Origin of the sequence: Micromonospora sp. NPDC050397 (assembly GCF_044901685.1) — a bacterium.
Taxonomy (GTDB): Bacteria; Actinomycetota; Actinomycetes; order Mycobacteriales; family Micromonosporaceae; genus Micromonospora_G.
Genome location: NZ_JBJDPS010000007.1, coordinates 194,946 through 217,721 on the forward strand (window position 1 = coordinate 194,946; position 22,776 = coordinate 217,721).

Below are 22,776 nucleotides of genomic sequence, written 5' to 3' on the forward strand. Positions count from 1 at the left end.
TCTCTACTGCAGGCGATAACTTCATGATCAGCAGGGTGGGGCTCAACGGGCTCGGATGGGGGTGGGCGCGGCCGGTGGTCCCCCCACGGTGACCACCGGCCGCACCCCGGTCTGCCGGGTGGTCAGCCCCGCTGGGCGGTGCGGATCAGGTACTGCACGCCGCCGACGTCGGTCTTCTCGCCGCCGGCCTTGGCCGGGCCGAACTGGACCACGTCGACCACGAACTGCCGGGACGACACGGTCTGGGTGGAGAAGATCAGGCTGAACTCCGGCCGTTCACCGGGGTTGAGCAACAGGTCACTGATCTTGGCGTTCGGCGCCACGATCTCCACCTGGGTACGGCCGACTTCCCGGATGCCCGTACCGGGTCGTCCGGCCTGCACCCAGCGCTGGAACAGAACCGGTCCCAGGTCGGCGACAATCCGCCCACCGGCATTCTGGAATGGTTCCCCGCGCTGGGCGAAGACGATGTCGTTCCTGGTCGGCACGTCGGTCTCGTTGCCGATCGCGAATGGACGCACCTCGGGAGTGCCGGGAGCCGGGTTGACCGAGTCGACGTTGCGCCAGGCGATGTTGTTGTTGTTCCGGGTGTTGGTGCTGTGGCTCGGACCCTCGGACGTCATCGGGTCGGTGGGGGAGACCCACCGGGCCAGCAGGCAGAAGTGCCCGGGACCGGGTACGCCGTTCCACGGAATCGTGACCGTGGTGACGCCCGCGAACGAGCTCGTCGCGACCGCGCCGATCAGGGTCCAGTGGATCGGCCAGCTCGCGCCGCCGCCCGGGGTCGTACGGTAGAGCTCCAGCGTGCCGGTGCTCACACCGGAGCCGTACGGGCCGGGGTTGTTGAGCTTGACGAAGACGTAGTTGGTCACCCCGACGATGGGGTTCTGGCTGGTGGCGCACTCGATGGCGGTCGGGCAGACCTTGATGTCGGGGCTCTGCCAGATCGGGTTGAGGTTGTGCGGCTCCGTGCCGACGTCGCCGGCCACGTCCCGGATGTACGCGTCGGTGCGCGCCGCGACGGCCGCCCCGGTGCCGCTGCCGTCTCCGCCCGACGGGCCGCCGAGCGCGGCACCGGCGGTGGTCAGGGTGAGCAGCGTCGCCAGTACCGTTCCGACGATGAGCCGGGGTGCCGAACGGCGTGCCTTCTCTCTTACGGTGCCCATGCGTCATTACCTCCGATTGGTGGTGGAGTGGCGCCGATCAATCGCCTCGAATGAGCGGTGTGGATCGACGGGATTACTGTATGACGCCGATGGGCGACTATGTGATTGGACAAAATTTGACTGCCGACCGTGTCCGGTTATGTCAGCAAGATTGGCATTTCAAATGAAGCCCAAAAGAGGGTGAACTTGTCGGTCACACACAATCGATCTGGGTCGTGATCCTGGTGGGCGGGAGTGGCTGTCGGTGGAAATGCCACGGTTCGCGGCGGGTCTCCGTCGGTCACGGCGAATCGGCGTACGGCGCTCGGTTGCCGTGTCCGCGCTGCTCGGACGCCTGCTGTCGGTACGGGCGTGATGGCGAAGGGTCGGCCCGGCGCAGTGTGCTCGTCAGGGCACCGGAAGTCGGTGTACGGGCGTTTCGCCGCGACCGTGGACCCACGATTCCCGAAGTTGAGTGGACCAGTCGAAACGATGGTGCCGGTAAGTGGAAAGCGGTGCCGAATCACGGTGGATCTGATGGTCGGTTGAGTCCGTACGCGGTGAGGCCGGGCCACTCATCCTCCCCAAGTGAGTGGTCCGGCCTACGTGCCGGCGCGTCAGATCGCCTCGCTCGGCCCGCTTTCTTCCGCCCGGCGGGACAGATTGCGGTAGATGTCCCGGCGGTGGTGCCGTCCGGTGAGGTGATGACCGGCGTTGCGGCGGATCCGCCTCATCCGCCGCTGTCTGTCCATCGTGGAGACAAAGCGCTCATCCGCTCGATTCGGCATGGCAACCTTCCGGGATCTCGCTGTCGGGCCGGTGTCGTAGTTTCGAGACGTCCATCTCGACCAGCGGCTTGTGGCCGACGACGATGCGGATGTCGTTCGCGTTGGCCCGTTCACCGGGTGCGTCCTCCGGGTCCGACGGCCCGGTCGGGTCATCGGTGTTCCGGGGGGCCGCTCCGTTTTGCCCGCTCACTCGTTCATTCCTTCTGTTGTAGGGCGGCAGGCCCGTGCGCCGTGTGTATCGATATCAAGATCACATACGGTGATCGTGACGCTACTGACCATACAACGGCTGGCTCCGTTCCATACATCTGTACCTCTATAACAGGGTGTGTCCTGGCAAAACCGGCAAAGGTTTCTGGTCGGATTATTCACCCGAACGACTCGGGCATGGTCGGCGTCGGCCGGCGCGAGATTGTTCGGCAACGAGTAGATCGCAGTGACGGATGTCAAATTAACCTAAGCGACGTCGCACATTCCGTCCGTTTTTGTGCATCGATTGTCCCGCCAGTCGCATTCCTGACAGCAGGGCACCTCGCGCCGGGAATAACCTCCGGCGACCGCCGCGTGAGCTGGGGTAGGAGTGCGATCGTCGTTTCGGCGTCGGTCGAGCTCGGTCCGATAGTCGACCGGTCACCGGCGCGCCGTCGACCGGTCACCAACGAGGGGATTGCCGTGATCACACCGGGACGTGCGCTGAGACGACCAGGGGCAGCACTGGGAGGCCAGCTCACTACCCGGCTCCGTGAAGGGTGGCGCCGATGAACCGCGTGGCCGACGGCCCCACCACCGCCACCAGCCCGGCCGCCGCCACCAGCCCGGCTGTGGCCGACGGACCCAGCGCCGGCGGTGGGGCGACCGGCGCGGCCGGGTTGCCGGTCGTACCGGGCGCGCAGACGGTCCGGGCCGGGGGTCCGGGTGCCGGTGGGGACCAGGAGACCGGACCCGGTGCGAGCAGTGCCGGAGAGGGCGCGCGTTCGCTGGTGAAGGTCACCGTCAACCTCACCCCTCGCGCGGTGGACGCGCTCGACCATGCCTGTACGCGTACCCGGGACACCAAGACGGACACGATCAACCGTGCGCTGGTGGTCTACAACCTGGTCCTGGAGCTGATGGAGCGCGGCGGGGGCAGTCTCACCCTCCAGAACCGCGACGGCGGGACGGAACGCGTCCACCTGCTCTGACGCGTACGGGAAGAGACACGGGAAGCGGGTGAGGTCGGCGCCGACGGGACGACGCGGTGCCGGGGGCCAACGGGGAGGCCCGCACCGGCACCGCGCCGGGATCGTGCCGGCAACCGCCCGGCCGCTCAGTTCCGCTCCGGCGCCTGGCCGCTCGGTTCTGCTCGGTACGGCTCAGTTCTGTTCGGTACGGCCCAGGCGCCAGTAACCCATGAAGGCCACCGTTCGGCGGTCCATGCCGTACTCGCCGACGAGTTGGCGGCGCAACGTCTTCACCACGCCCGCCTCGCCGGCCAACCAGGCGTAGAGGTCGCCGTCGGTCCCCGGGGCGTCGTCGCCCTCGACCGGCACCTCCCAGAGGATGTCGCCGTCGATGTCGACGTCCTCCAACTCGGTGCCGGTCGGCTGACCGGTCGTGCCGGCCCGGAGCCGCTCGGCGCAGGCCCGTACGGCCGGGACGAGTTGGCTGCCGTGTTCGGTGCCGTTGCGGGGCAGCCAGGTGACGCGCACTCCGGTGGGGCCGGTGAGTGCAAGCTGGTCACCGCTCTCCGGGACCTCCAGCAGTGCCTCGCCGACCGTGTCGGCCGGCAGGCGTTCGAGGATCGCACCGATCGCCGGCACGGCGGTCTCGTCCCCGGCGAGCAGCAGGCGGTTGGTCCGCGCGGGCGGGCGGAATTCCAGCCCGCCGTGCACCCCCGGGTAGCCGGCGTCCGGGCCGAACAGTGCCGCGACCGAGCCGGGGCGGGCGGCCAGCGCCCAGCGGGCGGCCGGTCCGCCGTCGCCGTGCAGCACCAGGTCGACGTCGACCTCGCCGGTCTGCGCGCGGACCGCCCGCACGGTGTAGGTGCGGATCGGATTACGTCGCTCGTCCGGTAGCGCCCGCCAGCGGCTGTACCAGTCCGGGCCGTCGGGCATCTCGGCCAGGCCCGCCAGCCCGACGCCGGGCAACGGCAGGATCAGCTTGATTCGCTGGTCGTATCCGTTGTCGGCGAACGCGCCCAGGTCGGGGCCGGTGAAGGTGATCCGCAGGAAGCTGGGACTGAGCCGGCGTACGCGGGACACCTCGGCGCCGAAGATGCGGAACGGCTGGATCGAGGTGGGTCGCTCGGCGGTCTGGGTCACGGAAATCTCCCTGCTTCATTAGGCGTGCCTAACCTAACTCATGGCCGGTGGAGATCGTCAAGCCCCTGCTCGGCGGCGGTCTGCCGCCGTTGCCCCACCGGGTACGCGGACCCGGTCGCCGGGCGACCGGATGCGTTGCCCGGCACGGTTTTTCTCGGTGGCGCCGGGGAGGCATGATGACTTCCACGCGTGAAGATCGATGGGGTCGGTCCGACGCGTCGACCCGGACGACCGGAGGAGGAGCGGATGGGGCTGCCCGACGAGAAGCCGTGGATGCCGGACGACGGGAACACCAACGGGCCGAACCTGGCCCGGGTGTACAACGCTCTCGGTGGCGGCACCCACACCTTCGGCGCCGACCGGGAGATGGCCAACCGCCTGCTCGCCGTCGAGCCGGAGTTGGCCTACTGGGTGCGCAGCAACCGGGCGTTCCTGGCCCGGTCAGCCAGGTTCGTGTTCGGGTCGGGCATCCGGCAGGTGCTCGACGTCGGTGCCGGACTGCTCGCCCCGGGCAGTGTGCACGAGCTCGCCGCCCAGGTCGCGCCGGACGCCCAGGTGGTCTACCTGGACCTCGACCCGGTGGTGGTGGCCCAGGCGAACGACATCCTGCGCGGCCAGCCCCGGGTGGTGGCCGCCCGGGGTGACCTGCGTGAGCCGGCCGAGATGCTGCGGGTGGCTGTCGACGCGGGGCTCGACCTGACCCGGCCGGTGGCGATCCTGCTGGTCGCGGTGCTCCACTTCGTACAGGACTCGGATGACCCGGTCGGCATCCTCGCCCGGCTCCGGGACGCCGTACCCGCCGGCTCCTACCTGGTCGTCTCGCACGCCTCGCCGCCGCCGACCGCCACCCCGGCGGGCGACCAGGCGAAGAAGGAGTACAGCGAGCGGACCGCTCCGGTGGCACTGCGTACCCGGGAGCAGGTCGAGCGTCTCTTCGCGGGCTGGGAGTTGCTGGAGCCGGGGCTGGTCCAGCCGGCGTTCTGGCGGCCCGAGCCGGAGGACCTGGCCGAGCCGGCCGACGTCGAACGAGCCAAGGGCACCCCGGCCTGGGTGGGGGTGGCGGTCAAGAGCTGACCCGGGTCCGCCCGGTGACTCAGTCCTTGACCGCGCCGGTGAGGCCGTTGACGAAGTAGCGTTGCGCGACCAGGAAGAGCACGATCACCGGCACCACCAGGATCAGCGAGCCGGCCATGATCTCGTTGTAGCGGGGTACGGTGCCCGAGGCGAGCGCCTCCAGTGCCAGCGGCAGCGTGTACCGGGACTCGTCGTTGAGCGAGACCCGGGTCAGCACGTACTCGTTCCAGGTCGGCACGGCGGTCAGCACCGCCACGGTGATCAGGGACGGGCGGCTCAGCGGCAGGTAGACCCGCCAGAAGATGCGGGTCTCGCCTGCCCCGTCGACCCGGGCGGCGTCGTGCAGTTCGCTCGGGATCGACCGGAACGCGTTGGTCAGCAACAGCACGGTCAGCGGCGCGGTCCCGTTGACGAACGGCAGCACCAGCCCCAGGTGGGTGCCGAGGATGCCGAGCTTGTTCTCCAGGATCACCAGCGGCAGCAGCACCGTGATGCCGGGTACGAAGAGCAGTGCGACGAAGAACCAGAACAGGAACCGGCGCCCGGGGAAGTCGAGCACCGCGAAGGCGTACGACGCCAGGCTGTAGACCACCAGCACCCCGAGTACGGTCAGCCCGGTCACCTTCAGACTGTTGAGCAGGTAGTCGAAGAACTGCAACCGGCTCCAGGTCTCGACCAGGGTGTCCCAGGTCGGCTGGCGCGGCACCAGGTGCCCGCCGCGCAGGATCTCGTCCCGGTTCTTCAACGCCCCGGAGACCATCCAGGCGAACGGGTAGAGGCTGACCACCGCGTACAGGGCGAGTGCGGCGTACGCGACGAGCTGGCCGGGCGAGGGCCGGCGGAACCGGACCGGTCGGTTCGGGGTCATCGGCTGCTCCGGAGCAGTCGGGCGTTCACGACGGTGAGCAGCAGCGCGGCCAGGAAGATCATCCAGCCGAGAGCGCTCGCCACGCCGAGGGTGGGGGAGAGGTTCTGGAAGAACGCGAGGTGGTACGCCTGAAGGCCGAGCACGTCGGTGTGTCCGCCCGGCCCACCGTTGGTCATCAGCAGGAAGATCTGGAAGCCCTGCATGGTGTCCCGGATGCCGAGCAGGGTGATCGCTGCCGTGATCGGCACCAGCAGCGGCCAGGTGATGTGCCGGACGATCCGGACCCCGCCCGCGCCGTCGAGCTGGGCGGCCTCGACCAGGTGTGGGTCGATCGCCTGGAGCCCGGCGAGGTAGAGCAGCATCGCCACCGGCACGCTGCCCCAGATGATGACCACGATGAGGGTGCCCAGCGCGGTGTCCGGGTCGGCGAGCCAGCCCTCGGGCCGGGCCAGGCTGCCCAGGCCGGCCGAGCGGAGCAGCAGGTTGACCGCCCCGTCCGGTTCGAGCACGTACCGCCAGGCGTAGTAGACCGCGATCCCGGTGGTCACGTACGGCAGGAAGTAGACCGACCGGAGCAGCCCGCGCAGCCGCCGGACGCGGTTGAGGAGTACGGCCAGCGGCAACGCCACCGCCACCGTGCCCAGTGGCACGGTGACCATCGCGATCGCGGTGTGCCACGCCGCGGCGCGCAGCTCGGGGGCGAGGGTCGGGTCGGCGTAGAGCAGGTCGCGGTAGTTGTCGAGCCCGACCCACTCCCAGTCCGGGGTGAAGCCGTTCCACCTGGCGAAGCTGAGCGTGACGCTGTATCCGACGGTGTAGAGCCCCATCAGCAGGAAGAGCAGGACCGCGGGCGCGACAAAGGCGTACCCGGTCAGCCACTGGCGGCGGGGTCGCCGGCCGGACCGGCGTCGGGGTGCCCGGTGGGACGGCCCGGCACCGGGCCGTCCCACCGGGTCGATCGTGTCGACGACTGCCACGGATCTCGACCGTCCTAACCGGACTTCTGCCACATGCCGGCGATCACCTTGTCGAGCTGGGTGCCGGTGGCCGCCGGATCGGTCTCGCCCAGCGGGGAGAACTTCACCAGCGGGTCGCCTACCTGCACCTCGTCGTAGTCCGGCGGGCGGAAGCCACGGTTCGCGGCGTCGTAGGTGTTCTCCGGCGGGCCGGTGAAGTACTGCTGGAGGGCGGCGAGCCTCGGACCGAGCAGGGTCGCGGCCTGCGCGCCGAGGTCCGTCGCCGGCAGGTCGAGCGACGCCTTGGCGAACGCGCCCGATCCCTCCGGGGAGGTGAGATGGTCGATCCACCTGACCGCCGAGGCCCGGTTCCTGCTCTGCGCGCTGACCGACAGACCGGTCAGCGCCAACGGGGCCAGCCGCAGGTCGGTGACCTTGCCGCCGGCCGGTGGTGGGATGGGGAAGGTGAGCAGGTTCTCCGCCGACATGCCGTTCTGCGAGAGGAAGGCGAGGGTGAAGGTGCCGCCGACGTTGAAGGCCGACTTGCCCTGGGCAAACGCCACGTCGGCCTCGTCGATGCCGAGGGCGCTCACCCCGGCGATCCAGTACGGCGTGAGCTGCTGGTAGAGCCGGAGGGTCTGGAGCCCGTCGGGGCTGGCGAAGCCGCGCGCCGGGTCCTTGTCGAACAGCGCCTCGAACCCGGCCTGGCCGAGGTGGGCGAAGGCGAGCTGCTCGTAGATCCAGTTGAAGCCGGTCTGGCTCACCTTCAGGCCCAGCGACAGGCCGCCCTGCTTCGGGTCCGCCCTGGTGGTCGCCTGGAGGTAGCCGACGAACTCCTCCCAGGTGCGGGGTGGCTTGTCCGGGTCGAGCCCGGCGGCCTTCATCTTGTCCCGGTTGGCGTAGACGATGCCGAAGGTGCCGGCGGTGAACGGCACGCTGAACAGGCTGCCGACCTTGGCGTTCTTGACCTCTTCCTGCTCGGCCCGGCGCTTCTCGGTGACCAGGCCGGCGGCCCGGGTGCTGGGCAGGAAGCGGGCCATCGCCGAGTCCGGGAAGTCCGGGGCGAGGTCGCCGAGCAGGCCGGAGCCGCCGATCCGGAGGTCCTCGCCGCCCGCGTGCAGTTCGAGTACGTCCGGTAGGTCGCCGGTCTGCGCCGCGCTCTGGATCTTGCTGGTGAAGACGTCGTCCGGGGTGAACGCCTCGATCTCGACGCTGATCCCGGTCCTGCTCTTGAACTCGGCGGCGACCTGCTCCAACGCGGCGACGTGGGTGTTCTTGAACGTCCACATGGTCACGGTCTGGTCGGTCGACTCGGCGTCGTCGCCGCAGGCGGCGGTGCCGAGGGCCAGGGCCGCTGCGGCGAGGCCGGCTAACAGTCGGCGGCGGGACATCGAGGCTCGGGCGCTGCTCGCCGGTGATCGGCTGTTGGTCACGGTCTGCTCCCCAGGAAGACGAGTGCATGGCGTACGGGCTCCGGCGGTGCGCGATCACCTTCCTCGTGCGGCTCCAGTCATCCGAGCTATCGCAAGTGGACGGTGGTCCGGGTTGCGCATCCAGGACATTCGACCTGCTCGAAATCGGTAGGCGTCCGATGTTTAACGCAGGTTACGAGCATCATGTCGAAGAAACAAGACGTCGGTAAATATTCACGTACGTCGCGTCCCGAGCGTGCCCGGTCAATCGGTGGCGGTAGACCCAGACTTCCGTGGTCGGGATCTTACCGCCGACAATCCGAATATTGCGAACATCAATCGCACTCTTGCGCCGCCCTGGTCTGCCGGGGGCTGCCTGTCTCGTCTGGGTTGACCATGAAGTTGTCGCACGCGTTTGTCGGTCGCCGGCGCGACAACTTCATGGTCAACGGGTCTGGCCGGGTGGCCCGGGTGGGGCGGGGCGGAGGGGGTTAGGGGGTCGAACGTACGCCGGTGGCCAGGTCGCGGGCTATCGCCTCGACGGCGGCCAGGCCGGACTGGCGGTCGGGGGCGTCGAGCAGGGCGCGCACGAAGGCCGAGCCGACGATGACGCCGTCGGCGAAGGCGGCGACCTCGGCCGCCTGCACGCCGTTGCTCACCCCGAGTCCCACGCAGACCGGTACGTCGGTGATCGCCTTCACCCGTTCGACCAGGTCTCTCGCACCCGCGCCGACCGACGCGCGCTCACCGGTCACGCCCATCAGCGAGGCGGCGTAGACGAACCCGCGCGACGAGTTCGCGGTCAGCTCCAGCCGCTGCGCGGTGGAGGTCAGCGCCACCAGGTAGACCCGGTCCAGGTCGTGCTTGTCGGAGGCGGCCTGCCACTGCGCCGCCTCGTCCGGGATCAGGTCCGGGGTGATCAGCCCGGAGCCGCCCGCGGCGGCCAGGTCGGCGGCGAACCGGTCGACGCCGTACCGGTCGACCAGGTTCCAGTAGGTCATCACCAGCGCCGGGGCGCCGGCCTCGACCACGCCGCGAACGGCGGTGAAGACGTCCCCGGTGCGCGTGCCGGCGGCCAGTGCCGCCTCGGTGGCCCGCTGGATCACCGGGCCGTCCATCAGCGGATCCGAGTACGGCAGTCCGACCTCGACGATGTCCACCCCACCGGCCACCATCGCGCGCATGGCGAGCACCGAGGTCTCGACGTCCGGGAACCCGACCGGCAGGTAACCGATCAACGCGGCGCGGCCCTCGGCCCGTGCCTTCTCGATCGTCGTACGGACCGTCACTTGGCCACGTCCTCTCCGTGCGCCGCGTCGGCGGCCTGGGCCGGCGCGGAGGTGGCGTCCGGCGCGGGTGCGCCGTCCAGCAGGCCGAAGTAGCGGGCGGCGGTGTCGACGTCCTTGTCACCGCGACCCGAGAGGTTGACCAGGACCACACCGTCCGGGCCGAGTCGCCGCCCCTCGCGGATCGCACCGGCCAGCGCGTGCGCGCTCTCGATCGCCGGAATGATCCCCTCGGTACGGGTGAGCAGCAGGAACGCCTCCATCGCCTCGGCGTCGTTCACCGGCTCGTAGCGGCCCCGCCCGATCTCGTGCAGCCAGGAGTGTCCCGGTCCGACGCCGGGATAGTCGAGCCCGGCCGAGATCGAGTGACTCTCCACGGTCTGGCCGAACTCGTCCTGGAGGATGAAGGAGCGGCTGCCGTGCAGCACCCCGGGGGCGCCGCCGCTGATCGCCGCCGCGTGCCGGCCGGTGTCGATGCCGTCCCCGCCGGCCTCGAGCCCGACCAGTTCGACCCCCGGGTCGTCGAGGAACGCCTGGAAGATCCCCATCGCGTTGGAGCCGCCGCCGACACAGGCGCAGATCACGTCGGGCAGCCGGCCGACCAGGTCGAGCACCTGCTGCCGGGCCTCGATCCCGATGATCTTCTGGAAGTCGCGGACCACCGACGGGAACGGGTGCGGCCCGGCCACCGAACCGATCAGGTAGTGCGTGTTGTGCACGTTGGTGACCCAGTCCCGCATGGCCTCGTTCATCGCGTCCTTGAGGGTGCGCGAACCGGCGGTCACCGGGATGACGGTGGCGCCGAGCAGTCGCATCCGGGCCACGTTCAGGGCCTGCCGGCGGGTGTCCTCCTCGCCCATGTAGATCACCGCTTCCAGGCCGAGCAGCGCGGCGGCGGTCGCGGTGGCGACCCCGTGCTGACCGGCGCCGGTCTCGGCGATGACCCGGGTCTTGCCCATCCGTACGGTCAGCAGGGCCTGACCGAGGACGTTATTGATCTTGTGGGAGCCGGTGTGGTTCAGGTCCTCGCGCTTGAGGATGATCCGGGCGTTCCCGGCATGCTTGGCGAACCGTGGCACCTCGGTGAGGATGCTCGGCCGGCCGGAGTAGCTGCGGTGCAGCTCGTCGAGCTGGGCGATGAATTCGGGATCCACCAGCGCGGCCTGGTACGCGGTGTCCAGTTCCTCGAGCGCCGCGATCAGCGCCTCGGGCACGAACCGCCCACCGAACCGCCCGAAGTACGGTCCGGTGTGTGCGGAGAGCGGGGCGGCCGGAGCCGTCGGATCCTCTGCGGTGCTGTCGACAGTCTGGGTCACCGGGTCCTCATCTGTTCGGATCGGTCGGAATCAGTGTGGGGCGGTCGGGGCGCGGCGGAATGGGGCCGGTCCCGGCACGGGGGGCGGCTCAGCCGCGGGGTGCCGCCGCCGGCCGCCGGGGGACCACCGTCGCCCGTGGGCGTGCCGCCCGACGGTGCGCCCGCGTCGGGGCTCGTCGGAGCGACGGAGATCACTGCGGCGGTGAAGATTGCCCTGGCCGGACCACCTTCCCTGCCTGCGGGCAAGCCTACTGGCCGCGTCCGGCGGCTCCGGCGCACCGGATCCGACCTTTCCCGAGGTTCAGGACACGCCGGGTCAGCCGGCCCGACGCGGGGCGCTGGCCAGGCCGGGCGGGGCGCTGGCCAGCGCGGCCTGGATCGCCGCGACCAGCGCCAGGGCGGACTCCTCGGTCAGCTCGACCGCCACCCGGGCACCCGGACCGGCGGCCGGATTGATCAGGTCGATGTTCACCGTGTGCTCGTACGGCGCGTGCTGCGGGTGGTCGACGTAGACGGTGGCGTCGGTGAGCCCGAACCACCCCGACGGGCCCTTGCCGCTGCCGTCGATCTCGATCTTCTCGGTGAGGTACGTGCACATGTGCGGCTCCTCAGGCGCTCAGGTAGCGGTCGAACCAGGTGAAGATCTTCTGCCAGCCGTCCACCGCCGCCTGCGGGCGGTAGCTGGGCCGGTCCACCGCGAAGAAGGCGTGGCCGGCGTCGGCGTACGTGTGGAACTCGAACGTCTTGCCGAGCCGGGTCAGTTCCCGCTCCAGTTCCTCCGTCTGCTCCGGCGACGGGTACCTGTCCTCGGCGCCGAAGAGCCCGAGCAGCGGGGCGGAGAGCCGGTCGGCCATGCCGATCAGTGGCTGGAACGTCGACGGCATCCCCGCCGGGGGCGTACCCACCACAAACGCGCCGTAGCAGTCGACCGCCGCGTCGAGCTGCAACTGGCAGGCGGCCAGGAACGTCTGCCGGCCACCCGAGCAGTGGCCGATCACGCCCACCTTGCCGTTGCTCGACGGGAAGCCACGCAGGTACGCGGCGGCGCCGGCCACGTCACCGACCAGCCGGGCGTCCGGTACGCCACCGTTCGCCCGAGCGGCGGCGGCCGCGTCGTCGGGGCTGGCACCGGGTGCCTCCCGGCTGTACAGGTTGGGGCAGACGGCCAGGTAACCGTGGTGGGCGAAGCGGCGGGTCATCTCCTTGGTCGGCTCGTCGTACCCGGGCATGTGGTGGATCACCACCACGGCGCCGTACGGGCCCGGACCCATCGGCCGGGCCAGGTAAGCCTCGATCTGGTCGCCGTCCGCCCCGGTGATGGTGACCGTCTCCGCCAGCATCGCGTCGTACATGGTGGCTCCCGTTTTCCGCGCGTTCGCCGAATCTGGCCGGTATTCCGACCGGAACGCGGGTCAGCTTAGATCAACTAGACGTGTCGACCCGGCCCGGCGACCCGGTCCACGAGTCCGCCGTGGCCGCCTTCACCCGCCTGCCCCGGCGGGGTCACCCGGTCCTCGGGCGGCCGACCCGCCGCACCGAACGGACAGTGTTCGAATCCTTACCGCTGACTTCCAGAGGTGGTTCCACGACGGTTGAATGATGCCGTGACAGATCGACAGCAGTACGCCGCCGTCCTTGTCGTCGACGCCGCCCGCAGCGCGGTGTCCGGAATCGCCCCCGAGGAACTGGAGGTCTTCGACGGTGTGCTCGCGAACTGGCAGGAGCGCGCGGCGCGGGTGGGCCGGCAACGGCCGGTGCCCGGTGGTTCGGTCGGCTTCGGTATCGACGCCGCGCTGGTCAGCGAGGTGTTGTTGCAGGCGGTCGCGGCGGCGGTGAGCGAGATCCTGGTGCTCGGCGTCGCCGGGATCGCGGCCGAGATCCGGGCGAGCTGGAAACCGCGTCGGAGCCGGAACGGAACGGCGGGGGCTGTCGAAGAACAGGCGGTGACCGGACCGGCGGCGGAAGTGGAGGCGGGTGCCGGCGGATCGACGGCCGAGGCCGAGGGGGCGACCGAGGCGGGCGCGGACCGAACGGGGCAGCCGACCACGGCCGACCGGCTCGGGCTGACCGAGACGCAGATCGTGGAGCTGCGACGGGCGTGCCACCGGCACGCTCTCGCGCTGGGGCTGTCCCCCGAGTCGGCCGACCTGCTGGCCGACGCGACGGTCGGCGCCGTGGTCGCCCCGGTCGTGCGGTGACCGCGCCGGCCGGCCCGCCGCCGGCCCGGCTGGGCTGGACGTATCTGCTGGTGGTCGCCGCGTTGTCGGCGATCGGGATCAGCGCGGGTGACATCTACTTCCTGGCCGACCGCTCGCTCCACCTGCCCTGGGCGCTGGCGGTGGACGAGTGCGAGCGGATGCTGGCGGCGGTCGAGCCGGAGCGGGCATCCGCCGTGCTGGCCGAGTGCCTGGCTCCGGTTCCCCGTCAGCGTGGGCTGGTGATGCTCGGCGGGGCGGGCGTCGTACTGGCCTGCGCGCTCCTGCTCCTGCTGCTGGTGCCGCTGCTCGACCGGTGGCGGCTGCGCCGGGAGCGGGACCGGTTCGACGTACCCGGGGCGGTCGCGAGATTCGACGCGCTCTGCGATCGCGACCGCCTGGTCGGTCGGCACCGTCCGAGGCTGCTGATCGTCGGCCCGCCGTTCCGGCAGGCGTTCACCACCGGAATGCCGGGCCGCCGCCCGTTGGTCGTGCTGCCGGCGGCCGTCGCCGTGGCGTACCGCGACCCGGACCGGTTCGACCCGGTCGTCCAGCACGAACTCGCCCACGTACGGGCCGGTGACGTGACCCTCGTCTCGGCCGTACGCGGGCTGGTCTGGCTGCCGGTCCCGGCGGTGGCCGTCGGCGCGCTGGTCGAGGTGTTCTCCTTCGGCCCGAACGAACTCCTCGCTCGGGCGCTGCTCCGGGCTCTGCTGCTCTCGGTGCTGGTCGCGGTGCTCGGGGCGCTGCTGATGCGGGTCCGTGAACGCGAGGCCGACCTGCACGTGGTTCGCGCCGGTCACGGGCGGGCGCTGGCGGCGCTGCTGCGCCGGGCCGGCGAGCAAACGGCCCCACCGGAGAGTCGCCTGCTGGCGTTCCTGCGTCGGGCGTTCGCCCGCCACCCTGGTCCGGCCGAACGTGGCGATTCGTTGGAGCGCCCGGGTCGACTCCGGGAGGGCGGTCTGGCCCAGGCCCTGGCCGTCGCCACGGTCGCGGTGGTGGCGATGGTGGCGGCGTTCGAGGTGACCTCGGAACTCCGTCCCCCGGCACGGGGTTGGCTGCCGGCACTGGTCGCGGTCTGGACCGGGGCGACCCTGCTCGGGGGCGCGCTCATGCCGTCGCTGGTGCGCCGGGCCGAGGCGGCGCGACGTACCGCTCGGGAGGCCGACTGGTGGCGTCCGGTTGCCGGCGCGGCGGCCGGTTTTTTCGTCTCCGTGCTCGTCGCGGTCTGGTTCCCGGTGCCCGGTGGAATGGGCCTGTTCCTGATCCGGGACGGCGGGGCCAGCCTCGCGACAGCCATCCTCGCCATGACGCTGGGGACCGGCGCGGTCGGCCTCTGTGTGGTCCTGGCGACGGCACTCGCCCGCACCGCCGACACCGGCAGCGCCCGGTGGCGCTACCTCGGCTACCTGGCCGCCGTCGGCGTCACGGCGTCGGTGCTCTGGCCGTTGCCGGTGGTCGCGGCCGTCCAGCACGACCCGGAAGCCCTTTGGGCCTGGCTGGTCTACGCGCTGCCGCGCAGCGGGTGGCTGCTGCCGGCGCTTGCCCTGCCGGCCCTGCTGGCTGCCTGCCGGTGGTTCACGGACCGGCCCAGCGGACCGGCCACAGCCCCCACGATGTTCCGCTCGGTGCCGGCTCGGGCGGTCGCGCTCGCGGTGCTGGTCTGCGGCGGCGGTGCCGTGCTCCACACCCGGCTCGACCCGCCCGGCACACTCGCCGAGTCGCTGCGCGCCCTACAGTCCCGTTGGCTGCTCTGCGCGTTGGCCGGGTTGCTCGTCCTGCTGGTCACCGCCGCGTACGCGCGACAGCGGCACCTTCTCGGTCCACTGCTCGCCGCCGGGACCGCGACCGCGCTGGCCGCCCTCGTTCCGTACCTGCACGCCCTGGTGACCGGCGGGGCCGCCGGTCCGGAGGCTCTCCGGTTACACCTCGTCGCACCCCTGGTGTGGCTGCTCTACCTGGTCGCGGTGACCGTGCCAGCGCTGTTGCTCCGGCCGGTTGGCCGGAACCCGGAGCCGGAGCCGGAGCCGGAACTGGCGTCGGCGCGGCCGGCGGCTCTGTCCCGGATCGCCTCGCTGACCAGGGTGGCGTTGCCGGCGGCGGTGCTGACGGTGGTGGTGCTCGGACCGGTGGCACCGCGCCTGTACACCCCGCTTCCGGTCCGGGGCGGCGTGGCGGGCGCGGTCGACGCCGGTTCGGTGCCGAGACCCGAACGCTCCTTTGTCGTCGGACCAGCCACCTCCGCCACCACGACACCGCCGGTCCCGATGCCGACGGCAGCCGCCACCCCGGCCGCCGGTCGACCGCTCGGCGACGCCGAGACGCGGGCGGTCGCCGGGGCCGTGCGGGCGGCCGTACCGGATTCGTGGACCGTGCGGGCGAGCGGGACCGGTGGCGAGTCGCGGATCGAGCCGGCGGCCTGCCGCCCACTGGCCACGGATGCCTACCTGGGAGCGATCAAACCGGGCGTACGTTCGTCCGCCAAGGCCGGGTACGCCAGCCCACGGGGCCGGGTCGGGGTCGCGTCCACCACGCTCGACGTCACGGTCACCTCGTACGCCGAACCGGTGCCCCGGTCGGTGTTCGACGCGGCCGATGCCGCTCGGGCGGCCTGCCAGCGGTTCAGCAGCGCCGGTGCCGGTGGTTCCCTGGTGCACTTCACGGTCGGCGCCAGGCCGGCGCCGCTGCTCGGTGAGCAGTCCTGGCGGGTCGACTACGCGCTCTCGGCCGGCAGCGGGCAGGGCCGGATCAGCGGCGACTCGGCGTTTGTCCTGGTCCGGATCGGACACAATCTGGTGACCGTGTACCTGTCGGCGGTGATGGAGCCGTTGGACGAGCGGATCCTCGGTGCGGCGCTGACCGCCGCCGTAACCGCCCTCGACCCGCCGTGAGTGCGGCCGGTCGTCGGGTCGGCGGGCGGCGGCGGTCAGTGCCGGCGCACCGGGTCCGTACGGGTCACCAGCGGTAGTCGGCGCCGTCCGTACCCATGTTGATCAGCATTCCGGTGTGCGTGTAGAAGTTCATCGCGCTGAACAGGGCGAATCCGAGCCCGGCGATGGTCCAGCACCAGTAGAGGACGAGCCAGGCGGCCCGACCACGGTCACGTACGGCGGCGGGGAAGAGCAGGCAGCCGATGGCGGCGGGGGCGTAGAGCAGCAGTGCGAAGAAGAGGTTCTCCACCACCGGCCAGTCGTGCAGCAGCCCGGTGATCGGCTCCTCCCGGGGAGCGGAGCCGACCACGTTGAACCGGATGATGGCCAGGGTGCACCAGAGCAGGATGACGCCGAGCCAGAAGATTACCCAGCTCACCGGGGTGAGTACGGCCCGCAGCTTGGCCGGGTCGAGTTCCTCGCCCTCGGGTCGCCGTCCGAGGTACCAGGCGGCGGCGAGCAGGGTGACGCCGAGCAGCAGCGTCGGTTCGCCGAATATGGTGTCGATGTAGTCCTTCGCCGGGGCGGAGGGATGCCAGATCGTGGTGACGAAGCCGAGTGAGGTCAGCACGACGCCGAGGATGCCGAAGGTCGCCGCCCAGCCGCTCGGGCTGATCGGCTGGCGACCCAGCAGCAACAGTGGCGGTCGTTCGCCCCGTACCGTCGCCCAGAAGCGCGGTACGAGCAGTAGTGCGATGCCGGCGCATACGCCCATCAGGGTGTTGAACATGATCAGCCGCATGGTGTCTCTCCTTTGGCGTGCGGCGAGAACTGCCGTCGTGGGGCCGTCCGAACCGAACAGAGCGCGGTAGCGAAGGTGGGCTGACGCAGAGCGGTAGGGAAGGAGGGCTGAACGCGGGGCGATGGGGAAGGAGGGCCGACGCGGGCCGGGCTCGACTGCCGTGGGGCGGGGGTCACCACGGTTTTGGTGCCGTGCCGTCGAGGAGCGTTCCGGGGTTGATTCATCTTCATCAGCCCTGCCCGTGGTCGTCGTACGGCGACCGCCGGCATCGATTGGGACTGATAACCGATGGCCCCCGATACATGGAAGTTTGTCAACCAAGCGGGCTCCGGCCCCGGTGCGTCGGATGAATGAAAATGAAGCATTTTCGGGCTCATTCACGCCCCGGTGTCGACCAGGGGTTATGGCATCCTCACGCGGCGGAGTCGGCCGTCGGGGCGCTCCGGGCCACCGCCCCGCCGTTGGCCGTGGCCGCCCGGCCGGGGTCCGCGTAGGGTCGCGATCATGGAAATCCTGAGGTACGCCGCCTTCAGCGCCGACCCGAGCGGCGGGAACCCGGCCGGCGTGGTGCTGGACGCGACCGGCGTGGACGACGCCGAGATGCTCCGGGTGGCGGCCGAGGTCGGCTACTCCGAGACCGCGTTCCTGGTGCCGGTCGCCGACGGGGAGTTCGACGTACGCTACTTCAGCCCACTCGCCGAGGTGCCGTTCTGCGGCCACGCCACCATCGCCACCGCAGCCGCGTACGCGCAGCGGCACGGTGCCGGCACGATGCGCCTGAACACCCGCGCCGGCCGGGTGGACGTGACCACCGCGCTCGCCCCGGACGGTACGACCACCGCGACGCTGACCAGCGTGCTGCCGCGTACCGGCGTGCTCGCCCAGCCCGACCTCGCCGAACTGCTCGGGGCGCTTCGTTGGAGCGCGGGCGACCTCGATCCGGCGGTGCCGCCCCGGGTGGCGTACGCCGGGGCATGGCATCCGGTGATCGCGGCGGCCACCCGGCACCGGCTCGCCGACCTCGACTACGACCTGCCCGCCCTGTCGGTGCTGATGGCGCGGCACGACTGGACCACGGTGGACCTGGTCTGGCGCGAGTCATCGGACGTGTGGCACGCCCGCAACCCGTTCCCGCCGGGAGGTGTGGCCGAGGACCCGGCCACCGGTGCCGCCGCCGCCGCGTTCGGCGGTTACCTGCGCGAGTTGGGCCTGGTCACGGTGCCCGCGATGATCACCGTCTACCAGGGCGCCGACATGGGGCGACCGAGCGTGCTGACCGTCGGCATCCCGGCCGGCGCGGACTCCGGTATCGCCGTGACCGGCAGCGCCGTCCGCCTCCCCGCCTGACCCGCGGCCACCCATCCTTGATCACGAAGGGTTCGGCTCGCCATGACCGGCCAAACTCTTCGTGATCACGGCGAGTCCGGGCTGGTCAGGCCACGGCGCGGTTTTCGCGCAGGCGGGCGGTCTCGGTGGGGGAGCGGCCCAGCTCGGTCAGGATCTCGTCGGTGTGCTCGCCCGGGTGCGGCGGCGGACGACGGATCACGGCGGGCGTACGGCTGAACCGGGGTGCCGGCGCGGGCTGGACCACGCCGGAGTGGGTGACGAAGACTCCGCGCGTACGCAGGTGCGGGTGCTCGGGTGCCTCGTCCCAGTCCAACACGGGCGCGACGCAGGCGTCACCGGGCTCCAGCAGGGCCGCCCACTCGTCCCGGGTACGGCTACCGAACAGCTCCGCCCAGGCGGCCCGGTCGACCGCCCAGTTGTCCGGGTCGAGCCGCGCGTCCTCGTCGCCCGACGGCGGCCGGAAACCGGTCCGGGCCACCAGTTCGGCGTAGAACCTCGGCTCCAGGGCGCCGACCGCGACGTACCGGCCGTCGGCGCACTCGTACGTGTCGTAGAACGGGGCGCCGCCGTCGAGCAGGTTGCCACCCCGGTCGCCCGACCACATGCCGAGCCCGCGTAGGCCGTGCAGGGCGGTGGAGAGCAGGGTGGCCCCGTCCACGATGGCCGCGTCGACCACCTGACCCGGCCCGCCCGCCCGCGCCTCGAACAGGGCGCAGACCACGCCGAAGGCGAGCATCATCCCGCCCCCGCCGAAGTCGCCGACCAGGTTCAGCGGCGGTACGGGTCGCTCACCGGCCCGCCCGATCGCGTGCAGGATCCCGGTCGGCGCGAGATAGGTCAGGTCGTGTCCGGCGTGCCCGGCGTTCGGACCGTCCTGGCCCCAGCCCGTCATCCGGCCGTAGACCAGGCGCGGGTTGACCTCGTGACAGTCGACCGGGCCGAGACCGAGCCGCTCGGTCACCCCGGGGCGGAAGCCCTCCAGCAGGGCGTCCGCGTCACGTACCAGGTCCAGCACCACCCGCCGGCCGGCGTCGGCCTTCAGGTCCACCCCGATCGAGCGCCGACCCCGGTTGAGCAGGTCGGGGTGGGGCGTGCCGAACCGCTCCGGACGTACCTCGGCGGCCCGGTCGACCCGGATCACGTCGGCACCCATGTCGGCCAGCATCATCGCGGCGAACGGGCCGGGCCCGATCCCGGCGAGCTCCACCACCCGGACGCCGGTGAGCGGACCGGCGGGCGGTTCAGCGGCTCGACCGGGCATCGTCATCCGGCTGCTCGATCGGTCCGATCCATTCGTACGGTCGCGTCGTCGCGGACGAACCTGAACCCGTCGGAATCGCTGCGCACCCGGGCATGGGCCCCGTGCTGTTCCGCGGGGAGCGTCAGGTGGTGCCCGCTGCTGAACACGACCCTCAGGGTTCCGTTCTTGAAGGCGACGGCGGAGAGGACCTTCGAGCCCTCGATGCCATGGAGGTCGGCGTCGGCCGCGTCCGCGAGCGGTACCGGCACGACGCCGGCCGCCCCGAGCAGGCCCTTCGACAGCAGCGCGTTCAGGCTCAGCCGGATATCGGCCTCCGGTTCGAGGGTGACCACCAGGTCACTTCCCCAGGCGAGGTCGGTGACCCGGGCGTCGCGTAGCCCGAGGATCCATCGATCTTCCAACTCTTGCACCATGCCGGCTCCGTCGCTGGGAGGTCATTTCAGGTAGTCGAACAGGTTGCCAATACTGTCGTCGGCCGGGGTGCCGTCCGGCAACTGGGGGTAGACCTCGCCGGTCACCGGGTCCACCGACACATCGGGATTCCGGTTGCCGCCCAGGCCACGCCACCCGGGCTGATTCTTCACCGCGTGGATCGCGTCGGCGATCTCCCGCTGGGTGCGGTTGAGCCGGCCGGCGATGTTCGCTTCGCCGTGCAGCCGCTCGCCGGGCGTGCCGCCCTGCGTATCGGGCGGTGGGCGCTCGTCGTCCCGATCGCTGCCCGGGTCCCTCCCGTCGCGGCGGCCACCACCTTCGCGACCGCCGGGCACTCCGAAGTTCTCCTCGACGCCCTCCCAGGGACCGCTGGCGCCCCGTCCGCCCCGGCCGCGACGCCCCCGTCCGCCCCGGTCGTCACCGTCGCGTCGATTCTTCCTACCCATTGAAGATCGTTGCCACGGCCATGCTGATCAGCTCGTCGATGATCAGTTTGGAGATGATCCGGAAGATCGGGATCTCGAGCAGTGACGCTCCTGCGGTCACCGCGGCGGTCGCTACCGCCTGCGCGATCTGGATCGCCAGCAGGGCGAGTTGCAGGATGACATTGATCTTGAGGGCGAGGATGATCCCGGCACAGAGCATCATCGCGATGCCGGACCGCTGTGCGCCCCGGATCGCGGAGGCCAGGTTCGCCGCTGGCGAGTCGCCGGCCTGCCACGCCTCCCGGAACCCGCTCACCGCGTCACCGGCGTTGTGTCCCAGCACGGTTCCGGCCGCGTCGGTCGCGGTGGCCAACGGCTGGGGCAGACCTGCGGCCAGGTCCAGCCAGGTCTGGCCGACCTCGAACATCTTTTCCTCGTCCGCTTCGGGCCAGGAGAAGCCGAGCCAGCCCAGAAGGGACACGAGTTCGTCGGGAAGCTGAAGACCCACGATCAATATCCCGTCAGGCGCTGTTGCAGGGCGTCGAACCCCAGCCGGCCGCTGTCGTCGGTCTGGTCGTACGAGTCCGCCATCCGAGCCAGGTTCTCGCCGTACCGGTCGAGTTCGGCGGCGTTCGCGTCCAAGCAGGCGACGGCCGCGTCCACAGCGGGCAGGTAACACCGTCCGATGAGGGATCCGATCTCGTCCGTACCCCAGGGCTCACCCAGACCGGCCAGCCGGGTCTCGAAATCGACGGCCAGTTGGTCCAGCGCGTCGACCGCCTCCGCGAGGACGGCCGCGGCGGATCGCAACGACCCTGGATCAACATCGAGGGGCCTCATGGTCGACCACCGTCGCTCATCACCGCACCCCTCCCGTTCGGCGCAGTCAATATATCGGCTTGCGACTATCTCCGGTGCCCACGTGAACCGGCCGGGCCGGGGAACCGCCGGGTCGGTTCGGGTCGGGAGGGCGGATCGGGATCTGGTCCAGTCCGCCTCCGGCGGCGCATCGTGATCGGTATGTTTATTCGGTGCGGCAGCCGCAGTCGGACAAGGGGGTGACCTGGGAAGAACTCTTCTTCGATCTGGCCTTTGTCTTCGCGGTCACCCAGATCACCGCGGAGCTGTTCGCCCACCACGACCTGATCGGCGTGATAGAGGCGCTGATCCTGTTCATCTCGATGTACTGGGCCTGGGTCGGCGTGACGATCTACGCCAACCAGCGGGACATCGGCAACGTACGCGACCGCGTGGTCATCTTCACCCTCGGCTTCGGCAACCTGGTCCTGGCCCTCGCCATCCCCGGCGCCTTCGACGACCGTGGCCTGCTCTACGGCCTCGGCTACCTGATCATCCGGGTGCTGCTGGCCGGTTTCGCGCTGAACAACTTCCGCGAGTGGCGGGGCTTCTTCATCGGCCCGTACGGGGTCGGTGCGGTCATCTCCGGGCCGCTGCTGCTGATCGGTGGGATCGTCGACGGCGACCACCGGCTGTGGCTCTGGGCGCTCGCCAGCGCGATCGACATCTTCAGCCCACTGGTGCTGCGCCGGCAACTGGCCCGGTTCCGGGTCCGGCCGGTCCACTACACCCACCGGTACGGCCTGCTGCTCATCCTGGTCCTCGGCGAGTCGGTGGTGCAGGTCGGCGCCGTCGCCTCCAGCCTGCCGCTGAGCTGGGACCGGATGATCGCCGTCGCCGGGGCGTACGCGCTCGCCTGCGGGCTCTGGTGGGCGTACTTCATCCACGGCCTCTGGGCGTTCCGTCGGGCGGTGGTGCAGTCCGAGGGGCACAGTGACGTACGCCGGGCGATCCTGCTCTACGCCCACCTGGGCTTCAGTTGCGGCATCATCGTCATCTCGGTCGGCCTGGCCGAGGTCGTCCGGACCCCGGCGAGCGGAATGCGGGCGGGCGACGCGGCCCTGCTCTACGGCGGGTCGGCGCTCTTCCTCGGCACGTTCGCCTACACCCACTGGACGCTGCACCGGACGGTGGCCTGGCGCCGCCTGCTCGCCGCCGGTGCCTGCCTGATCTTCTTCCCGGTCGCCACCATGATCCCCGCGCTGGCCGCGCTGGTCACCCTGGCCGTGGTGATCATCGTGGTGAACGTGGTGGAGCAGGCGATCCTGCGTCGGCACGGCGCCGGGCGCTTCTCCGGGATCGGCCCCTACCGGCCGGACGGGGTCGGTACCGAGGCGGACGCGGAGACCGACGGCGGAATGCGGATCGGCCCCGGTCGGGAGGCGGACGCCGCCGACACCGGCCCGGTGGTGAGCGACTGACCGGTTTTTCGCCCGGCTCTG

At 70.9% G+C, this 22,776-nt stretch carries 22 protein-coding genes; 6 read left to right on the top strand and 16 right to left on the bottom strand.

The genetic code is table 11. The features are described from left to right. Positions 1-122 precede the first annotated feature (122 nt). Both ACI2K4_RS24020 and ACI2K4_RS24025 read right to left on the bottom strand, forming a co-directional pair. On the bottom strand, positions 123-1,166 hold the full coding sequence (locus ACI2K4_RS24020; RefSeq protein WP_404514309.1) for a hypothetical protein: 1,044 nt from the start codon (positions 1,164-1,166) through the stop codon (positions 123-125). A gap of 747 nt (positions 1,167-1,913) precedes the next feature. After that, the gene (locus ACI2K4_RS24025) at positions 1,914-2,123 is read right to left on the bottom strand and encodes a hypothetical protein (RefSeq protein WP_404514310.1); all 210 of its coding nucleotides are present in this window, start codon (positions 2,121-2,123) and stop codon (positions 1,914-1,916) included. Between the two features lie 568 nt (positions 2,124-2,691). On the opposite strand from ACI2K4_RS24025, the gene ACI2K4_RS24030 reads away from it, so the two are divergent. After that, positions 2,692-3,114 carry a hypothetical protein gene (locus tag ACI2K4_RS24030; RefSeq protein ID WP_404514311.1) on the top strand — a complete coding sequence of 141 codons (423 nt, stop codon included), beginning with the start codon at positions 2,692-2,694 and terminating at the stop codon, positions 3,112-3,114. Positions 3,115-3,285: 171 nt separating this feature from the next. On the opposite strand, the gene ACI2K4_RS24035 is transcribed toward ACI2K4_RS24030, so the two are convergent. Further along, the gene (locus tag ACI2K4_RS24035) at positions 3,286-4,233 is read right to left on the bottom strand and encodes a siderophore-interacting protein (RefSeq protein ID WP_404514313.1); all 948 of its coding nucleotides are present in this window, start codon (positions 4,231-4,233) and stop codon (positions 3,286-3,288) included. A 246-nt stretch (positions 4,234-4,479) separates the two neighbouring features. On the opposite strand from ACI2K4_RS24035, the gene ACI2K4_RS24040 reads away from it, so the two are divergent. Further along, positions 4,480-5,307: an SAM-dependent methyltransferase gene (locus tag ACI2K4_RS24040; protein WP_404514314.1), complete on the top strand. Its 828-nt coding sequence runs from the start codon at positions 4,480-4,482 to the stop codon at positions 5,305-5,307. A 19-nt stretch (positions 5,308-5,326) separates the two neighbouring features. Here ACI2K4_RS24040 and ACI2K4_RS24045 read toward each other — a convergent pair whose 3' ends face one another. The 7 genes from ACI2K4_RS24045 to ACI2K4_RS24075 all read right to left on the bottom strand — a co-directional run bounded on the left by ACI2K4_RS24045 (position 5,327) and on the right by ACI2K4_RS24075 (position 12,496). Beyond that, positions 5,327-6,175 carry a carbohydrate ABC transporter permease gene (locus tag ACI2K4_RS24045; RefSeq protein WP_404514315.1) on the bottom strand — a complete coding sequence of 283 codons (849 nt, stop codon included), beginning with the start codon at positions 6,173-6,175 and terminating at the stop codon, positions 5,327-5,329. Further along, positions 6,172-7,152: a carbohydrate ABC transporter permease gene (locus ACI2K4_RS24050; RefSeq protein WP_404514317.1), complete on the bottom strand. Its 981-nt coding sequence runs from the start codon at positions 7,150-7,152 to the stop codon at positions 6,172-6,174. Before ACI2K4_RS24050 ends, ACI2K4_RS24045 begins: the two co-directional genes overlap by 4 nt. 14 nt (positions 7,153-7,166) lie before the next feature. After that, positions 7,167-8,564 (bottom strand): extracellular solute-binding protein, encoded by a 1,398-nt coding sequence (locus ACI2K4_RS24055; RefSeq protein ID WP_404514318.1) that lies wholly within the window; start codon positions 8,562-8,564, stop codon positions 7,167-7,169. Between the two features lie 470 nt (positions 8,565-9,034). After that, positions 9,035-9,832 (bottom strand): tryptophan synthase subunit alpha, encoded by a 798-nt coding sequence (gene trpA, locus ACI2K4_RS24060; protein ID WP_404514320.1) that lies wholly within the window; start codon positions 9,830-9,832, stop codon positions 9,035-9,037. After that, positions 9,829-11,145, bottom strand: coding sequence for a tryptophan synthase subunit beta (gene trpB, locus ACI2K4_RS24065; protein WP_404514321.1), 1,317 nt, complete (start codon positions 11,143-11,145; stop codon positions 9,829-9,831). The genes trpA and trpB overlap by 4 nt, the downstream gene beginning before the upstream one ends. 315 nt (positions 11,146-11,460) lie before the next feature. Next, positions 11,461-11,742, bottom strand: coding sequence for a DUF6295 family protein (locus ACI2K4_RS24070; RefSeq protein ID WP_404514322.1), 282 nt, complete (start codon positions 11,740-11,742; stop codon positions 11,461-11,463). A gap of 10 nt (positions 11,743-11,752) precedes the next feature. After that, complete coding sequence (locus ACI2K4_RS24075; RefSeq protein ID WP_404514323.1) at positions 11,753-12,496, bottom strand: dienelactone hydrolase family protein; 744 nt, start codon at positions 12,494-12,496, stop codon at positions 11,753-11,755. A gap of 252 nt (positions 12,497-12,748) precedes the next feature. Here ACI2K4_RS24075 and ACI2K4_RS24080 point away from each other — a divergent pair, with 252 nt between their 5' ends. Together ACI2K4_RS24080 and ACI2K4_RS24085 are read left to right on the top strand one after the other, a co-directional pair. Then, positions 12,749-13,342, top strand: coding sequence for a hypothetical protein (locus ACI2K4_RS24080; RefSeq protein WP_404514324.1), 594 nt, complete (start codon positions 12,749-12,751; stop codon positions 13,340-13,342). After that, positions 13,339-16,230 (top strand): M48 family metalloprotease, encoded by a 2,892-nt coding sequence (locus ACI2K4_RS24085; protein WP_404514326.1) that lies wholly within the window; start codon positions 13,339-13,341, stop codon positions 16,228-16,230. Before ACI2K4_RS24080 ends, ACI2K4_RS24085 begins: the two co-directional genes overlap by 4 nt. Positions 16,231-16,294: 64 nt before the next feature. Here ACI2K4_RS24085 and ACI2K4_RS24090 read toward each other — a convergent pair whose 3' ends face one another. Beyond that, positions 16,295-17,011, bottom strand: a complete 717-nt coding sequence (locus tag ACI2K4_RS24090) for a DUF981 family protein (protein ID WP_404514328.1) — start codon at positions 17,009-17,011, stop codon at positions 16,295-16,297. A 504-nt stretch (positions 17,012-17,515) separates the two neighbouring features. On the opposite strand from ACI2K4_RS24090, the gene ACI2K4_RS24095 reads away from it, so the two are divergent. Then, a complete protein-coding gene (locus ACI2K4_RS24095; RefSeq protein ID WP_404514329.1) occupies positions 17,516-18,358 on the top strand; it encodes a PhzF family phenazine biosynthesis protein in 843 nt (280 codons plus the stop codon). An 85-nt stretch (positions 18,359-18,443) separates the two neighbouring features. Here ACI2K4_RS24095 and ACI2K4_RS24100 read toward each other — a convergent pair whose 3' ends face one another. The 5 genes from ACI2K4_RS24100 to ACI2K4_RS24120 all read right to left on the bottom strand — a co-directional run bounded on the left by ACI2K4_RS24100 (position 18,444) and on the right by ACI2K4_RS24120 (position 21,316). Next, positions 18,444-19,619, bottom strand: a complete 1,176-nt coding sequence (locus tag ACI2K4_RS24100) for a CaiB/BaiF CoA transferase family protein (RefSeq protein WP_404514417.1) — start codon at positions 19,617-19,619, stop codon at positions 18,444-18,446. 2 nt (positions 19,620-19,621) lie between these two features. Then, positions 19,622-20,032 carry a DUF6188 family protein gene (locus ACI2K4_RS24105; RefSeq protein ID WP_404514330.1) on the bottom strand — a complete coding sequence of 137 codons (411 nt, stop codon included), beginning with the start codon at positions 20,030-20,032 and terminating at the stop codon, positions 19,622-19,624. A 21-nt stretch (positions 20,033-20,053) separates the two neighbouring features. Further along, positions 20,054-20,386 carry a hypothetical protein gene (locus ACI2K4_RS24110; protein ID WP_404514332.1) on the bottom strand — a complete coding sequence of 111 codons (333 nt, stop codon included), beginning with the start codon at positions 20,384-20,386 and terminating at the stop codon, positions 20,054-20,056. 103 nt (positions 20,387-20,489) lie between these two features. Beyond that, positions 20,490-20,984 carry a hypothetical protein gene (locus ACI2K4_RS24115; protein WP_404514333.1) on the bottom strand — a complete coding sequence of 165 codons (495 nt, stop codon included), beginning with the start codon at positions 20,982-20,984 and terminating at the stop codon, positions 20,490-20,492. Positions 20,985-20,986: 2 nt separating this feature from the next. Then, positions 20,987-21,316, bottom strand: a complete 330-nt coding sequence (locus ACI2K4_RS24120) for a hypothetical protein (RefSeq protein ID WP_404514334.1) — start codon at positions 21,314-21,316, stop codon at positions 20,987-20,989. Positions 21,317-21,507: 191 nt separating this feature from the next. Here ACI2K4_RS24120 and ACI2K4_RS24125 point away from each other — a divergent pair, with 191 nt between their 5' ends. Next, positions 21,508-22,755 carry a low temperature requirement protein A gene (locus ACI2K4_RS24125; protein WP_404514336.1) on the top strand — a complete coding sequence of 416 codons (1,248 nt, stop codon included), beginning with the start codon at positions 21,508-21,510 and terminating at the stop codon, positions 22,753-22,755. Positions 22,756-22,776 lie beyond the last annotated feature (21 nt).

What these genes read in the sequence shown, in the direction of transcription:
- ACI2K4_RS24075 (WP_404514323.1), bottom strand. Translation starts at nt 12,496, where the DNA reads ATGTACGACGCGATGCTGGCGGAGACGGTCACCATCACCGGGGCGGAC.
- ACI2K4_RS24040 (WP_404514314.1), top strand. Translation starts at nt 4,480, where the DNA reads ATGGGGCTGCCCGACGAGAAGCCGTGGATGCCGGACGACGGGAACACC.
- ACI2K4_RS24120 (WP_404514334.1), bottom strand. Translation starts at nt 21,316, where the DNA reads ATGAGGCCCCTCGATGTTGATCCAGGGTCGTTGCGATCCGCCGCGGCC.
- ACI2K4_RS24070 (WP_404514322.1), bottom strand. Translation starts at nt 11,742, where the DNA reads ATGTGCACGTACCTCACCGAGAAGATCGAGATCGACGGCAGCGGCAAG.
- ACI2K4_RS24045 (WP_404514315.1), bottom strand. Translation starts at nt 6,175, where the DNA reads ATGACCCCGAACCGACCGGTCCGGTTCCGCCGGCCCTCGCCCGGCCAG.
- ACI2K4_RS24105 (WP_404514330.1), bottom strand. Translation starts at nt 20,032, where the DNA reads ATGGTGCAAGAGTTGGAAGATCGATGGATCCTCGGGCTACGCGACGCC.
- ACI2K4_RS24030 (WP_404514311.1), top strand. Translation starts at nt 2,692, where the DNA reads ATGAACCGCGTGGCCGACGGCCCCACCACCGCCACCAGCCCGGCCGCC.
- ACI2K4_RS24020 (WP_404514309.1), bottom strand. Translation starts at nt 1,166, where the DNA reads ATGGGCACCGTAAGAGAGAAGGCACGCCGTTCGGCACCCCGGCTCATC.
- ACI2K4_RS24100 (WP_404514417.1), bottom strand. Translation starts at nt 19,619, where the DNA reads ATGCCCGGTCGAGCCGCTGAACCGCCCGCCGGTCCGCTCACCGGCGTC.
- ACI2K4_RS24090 (WP_404514328.1), bottom strand. Translation starts at nt 17,011, where the DNA reads ATGCGGCTGATCATGTTCAACACCCTGATGGGCGTATGCGCCGGCATC.
- ACI2K4_RS24095 (WP_404514329.1), top strand. Translation starts at nt 17,516, where the DNA reads ATGGAAATCCTGAGGTACGCCGCCTTCAGCGCCGACCCGAGCGGCGGG.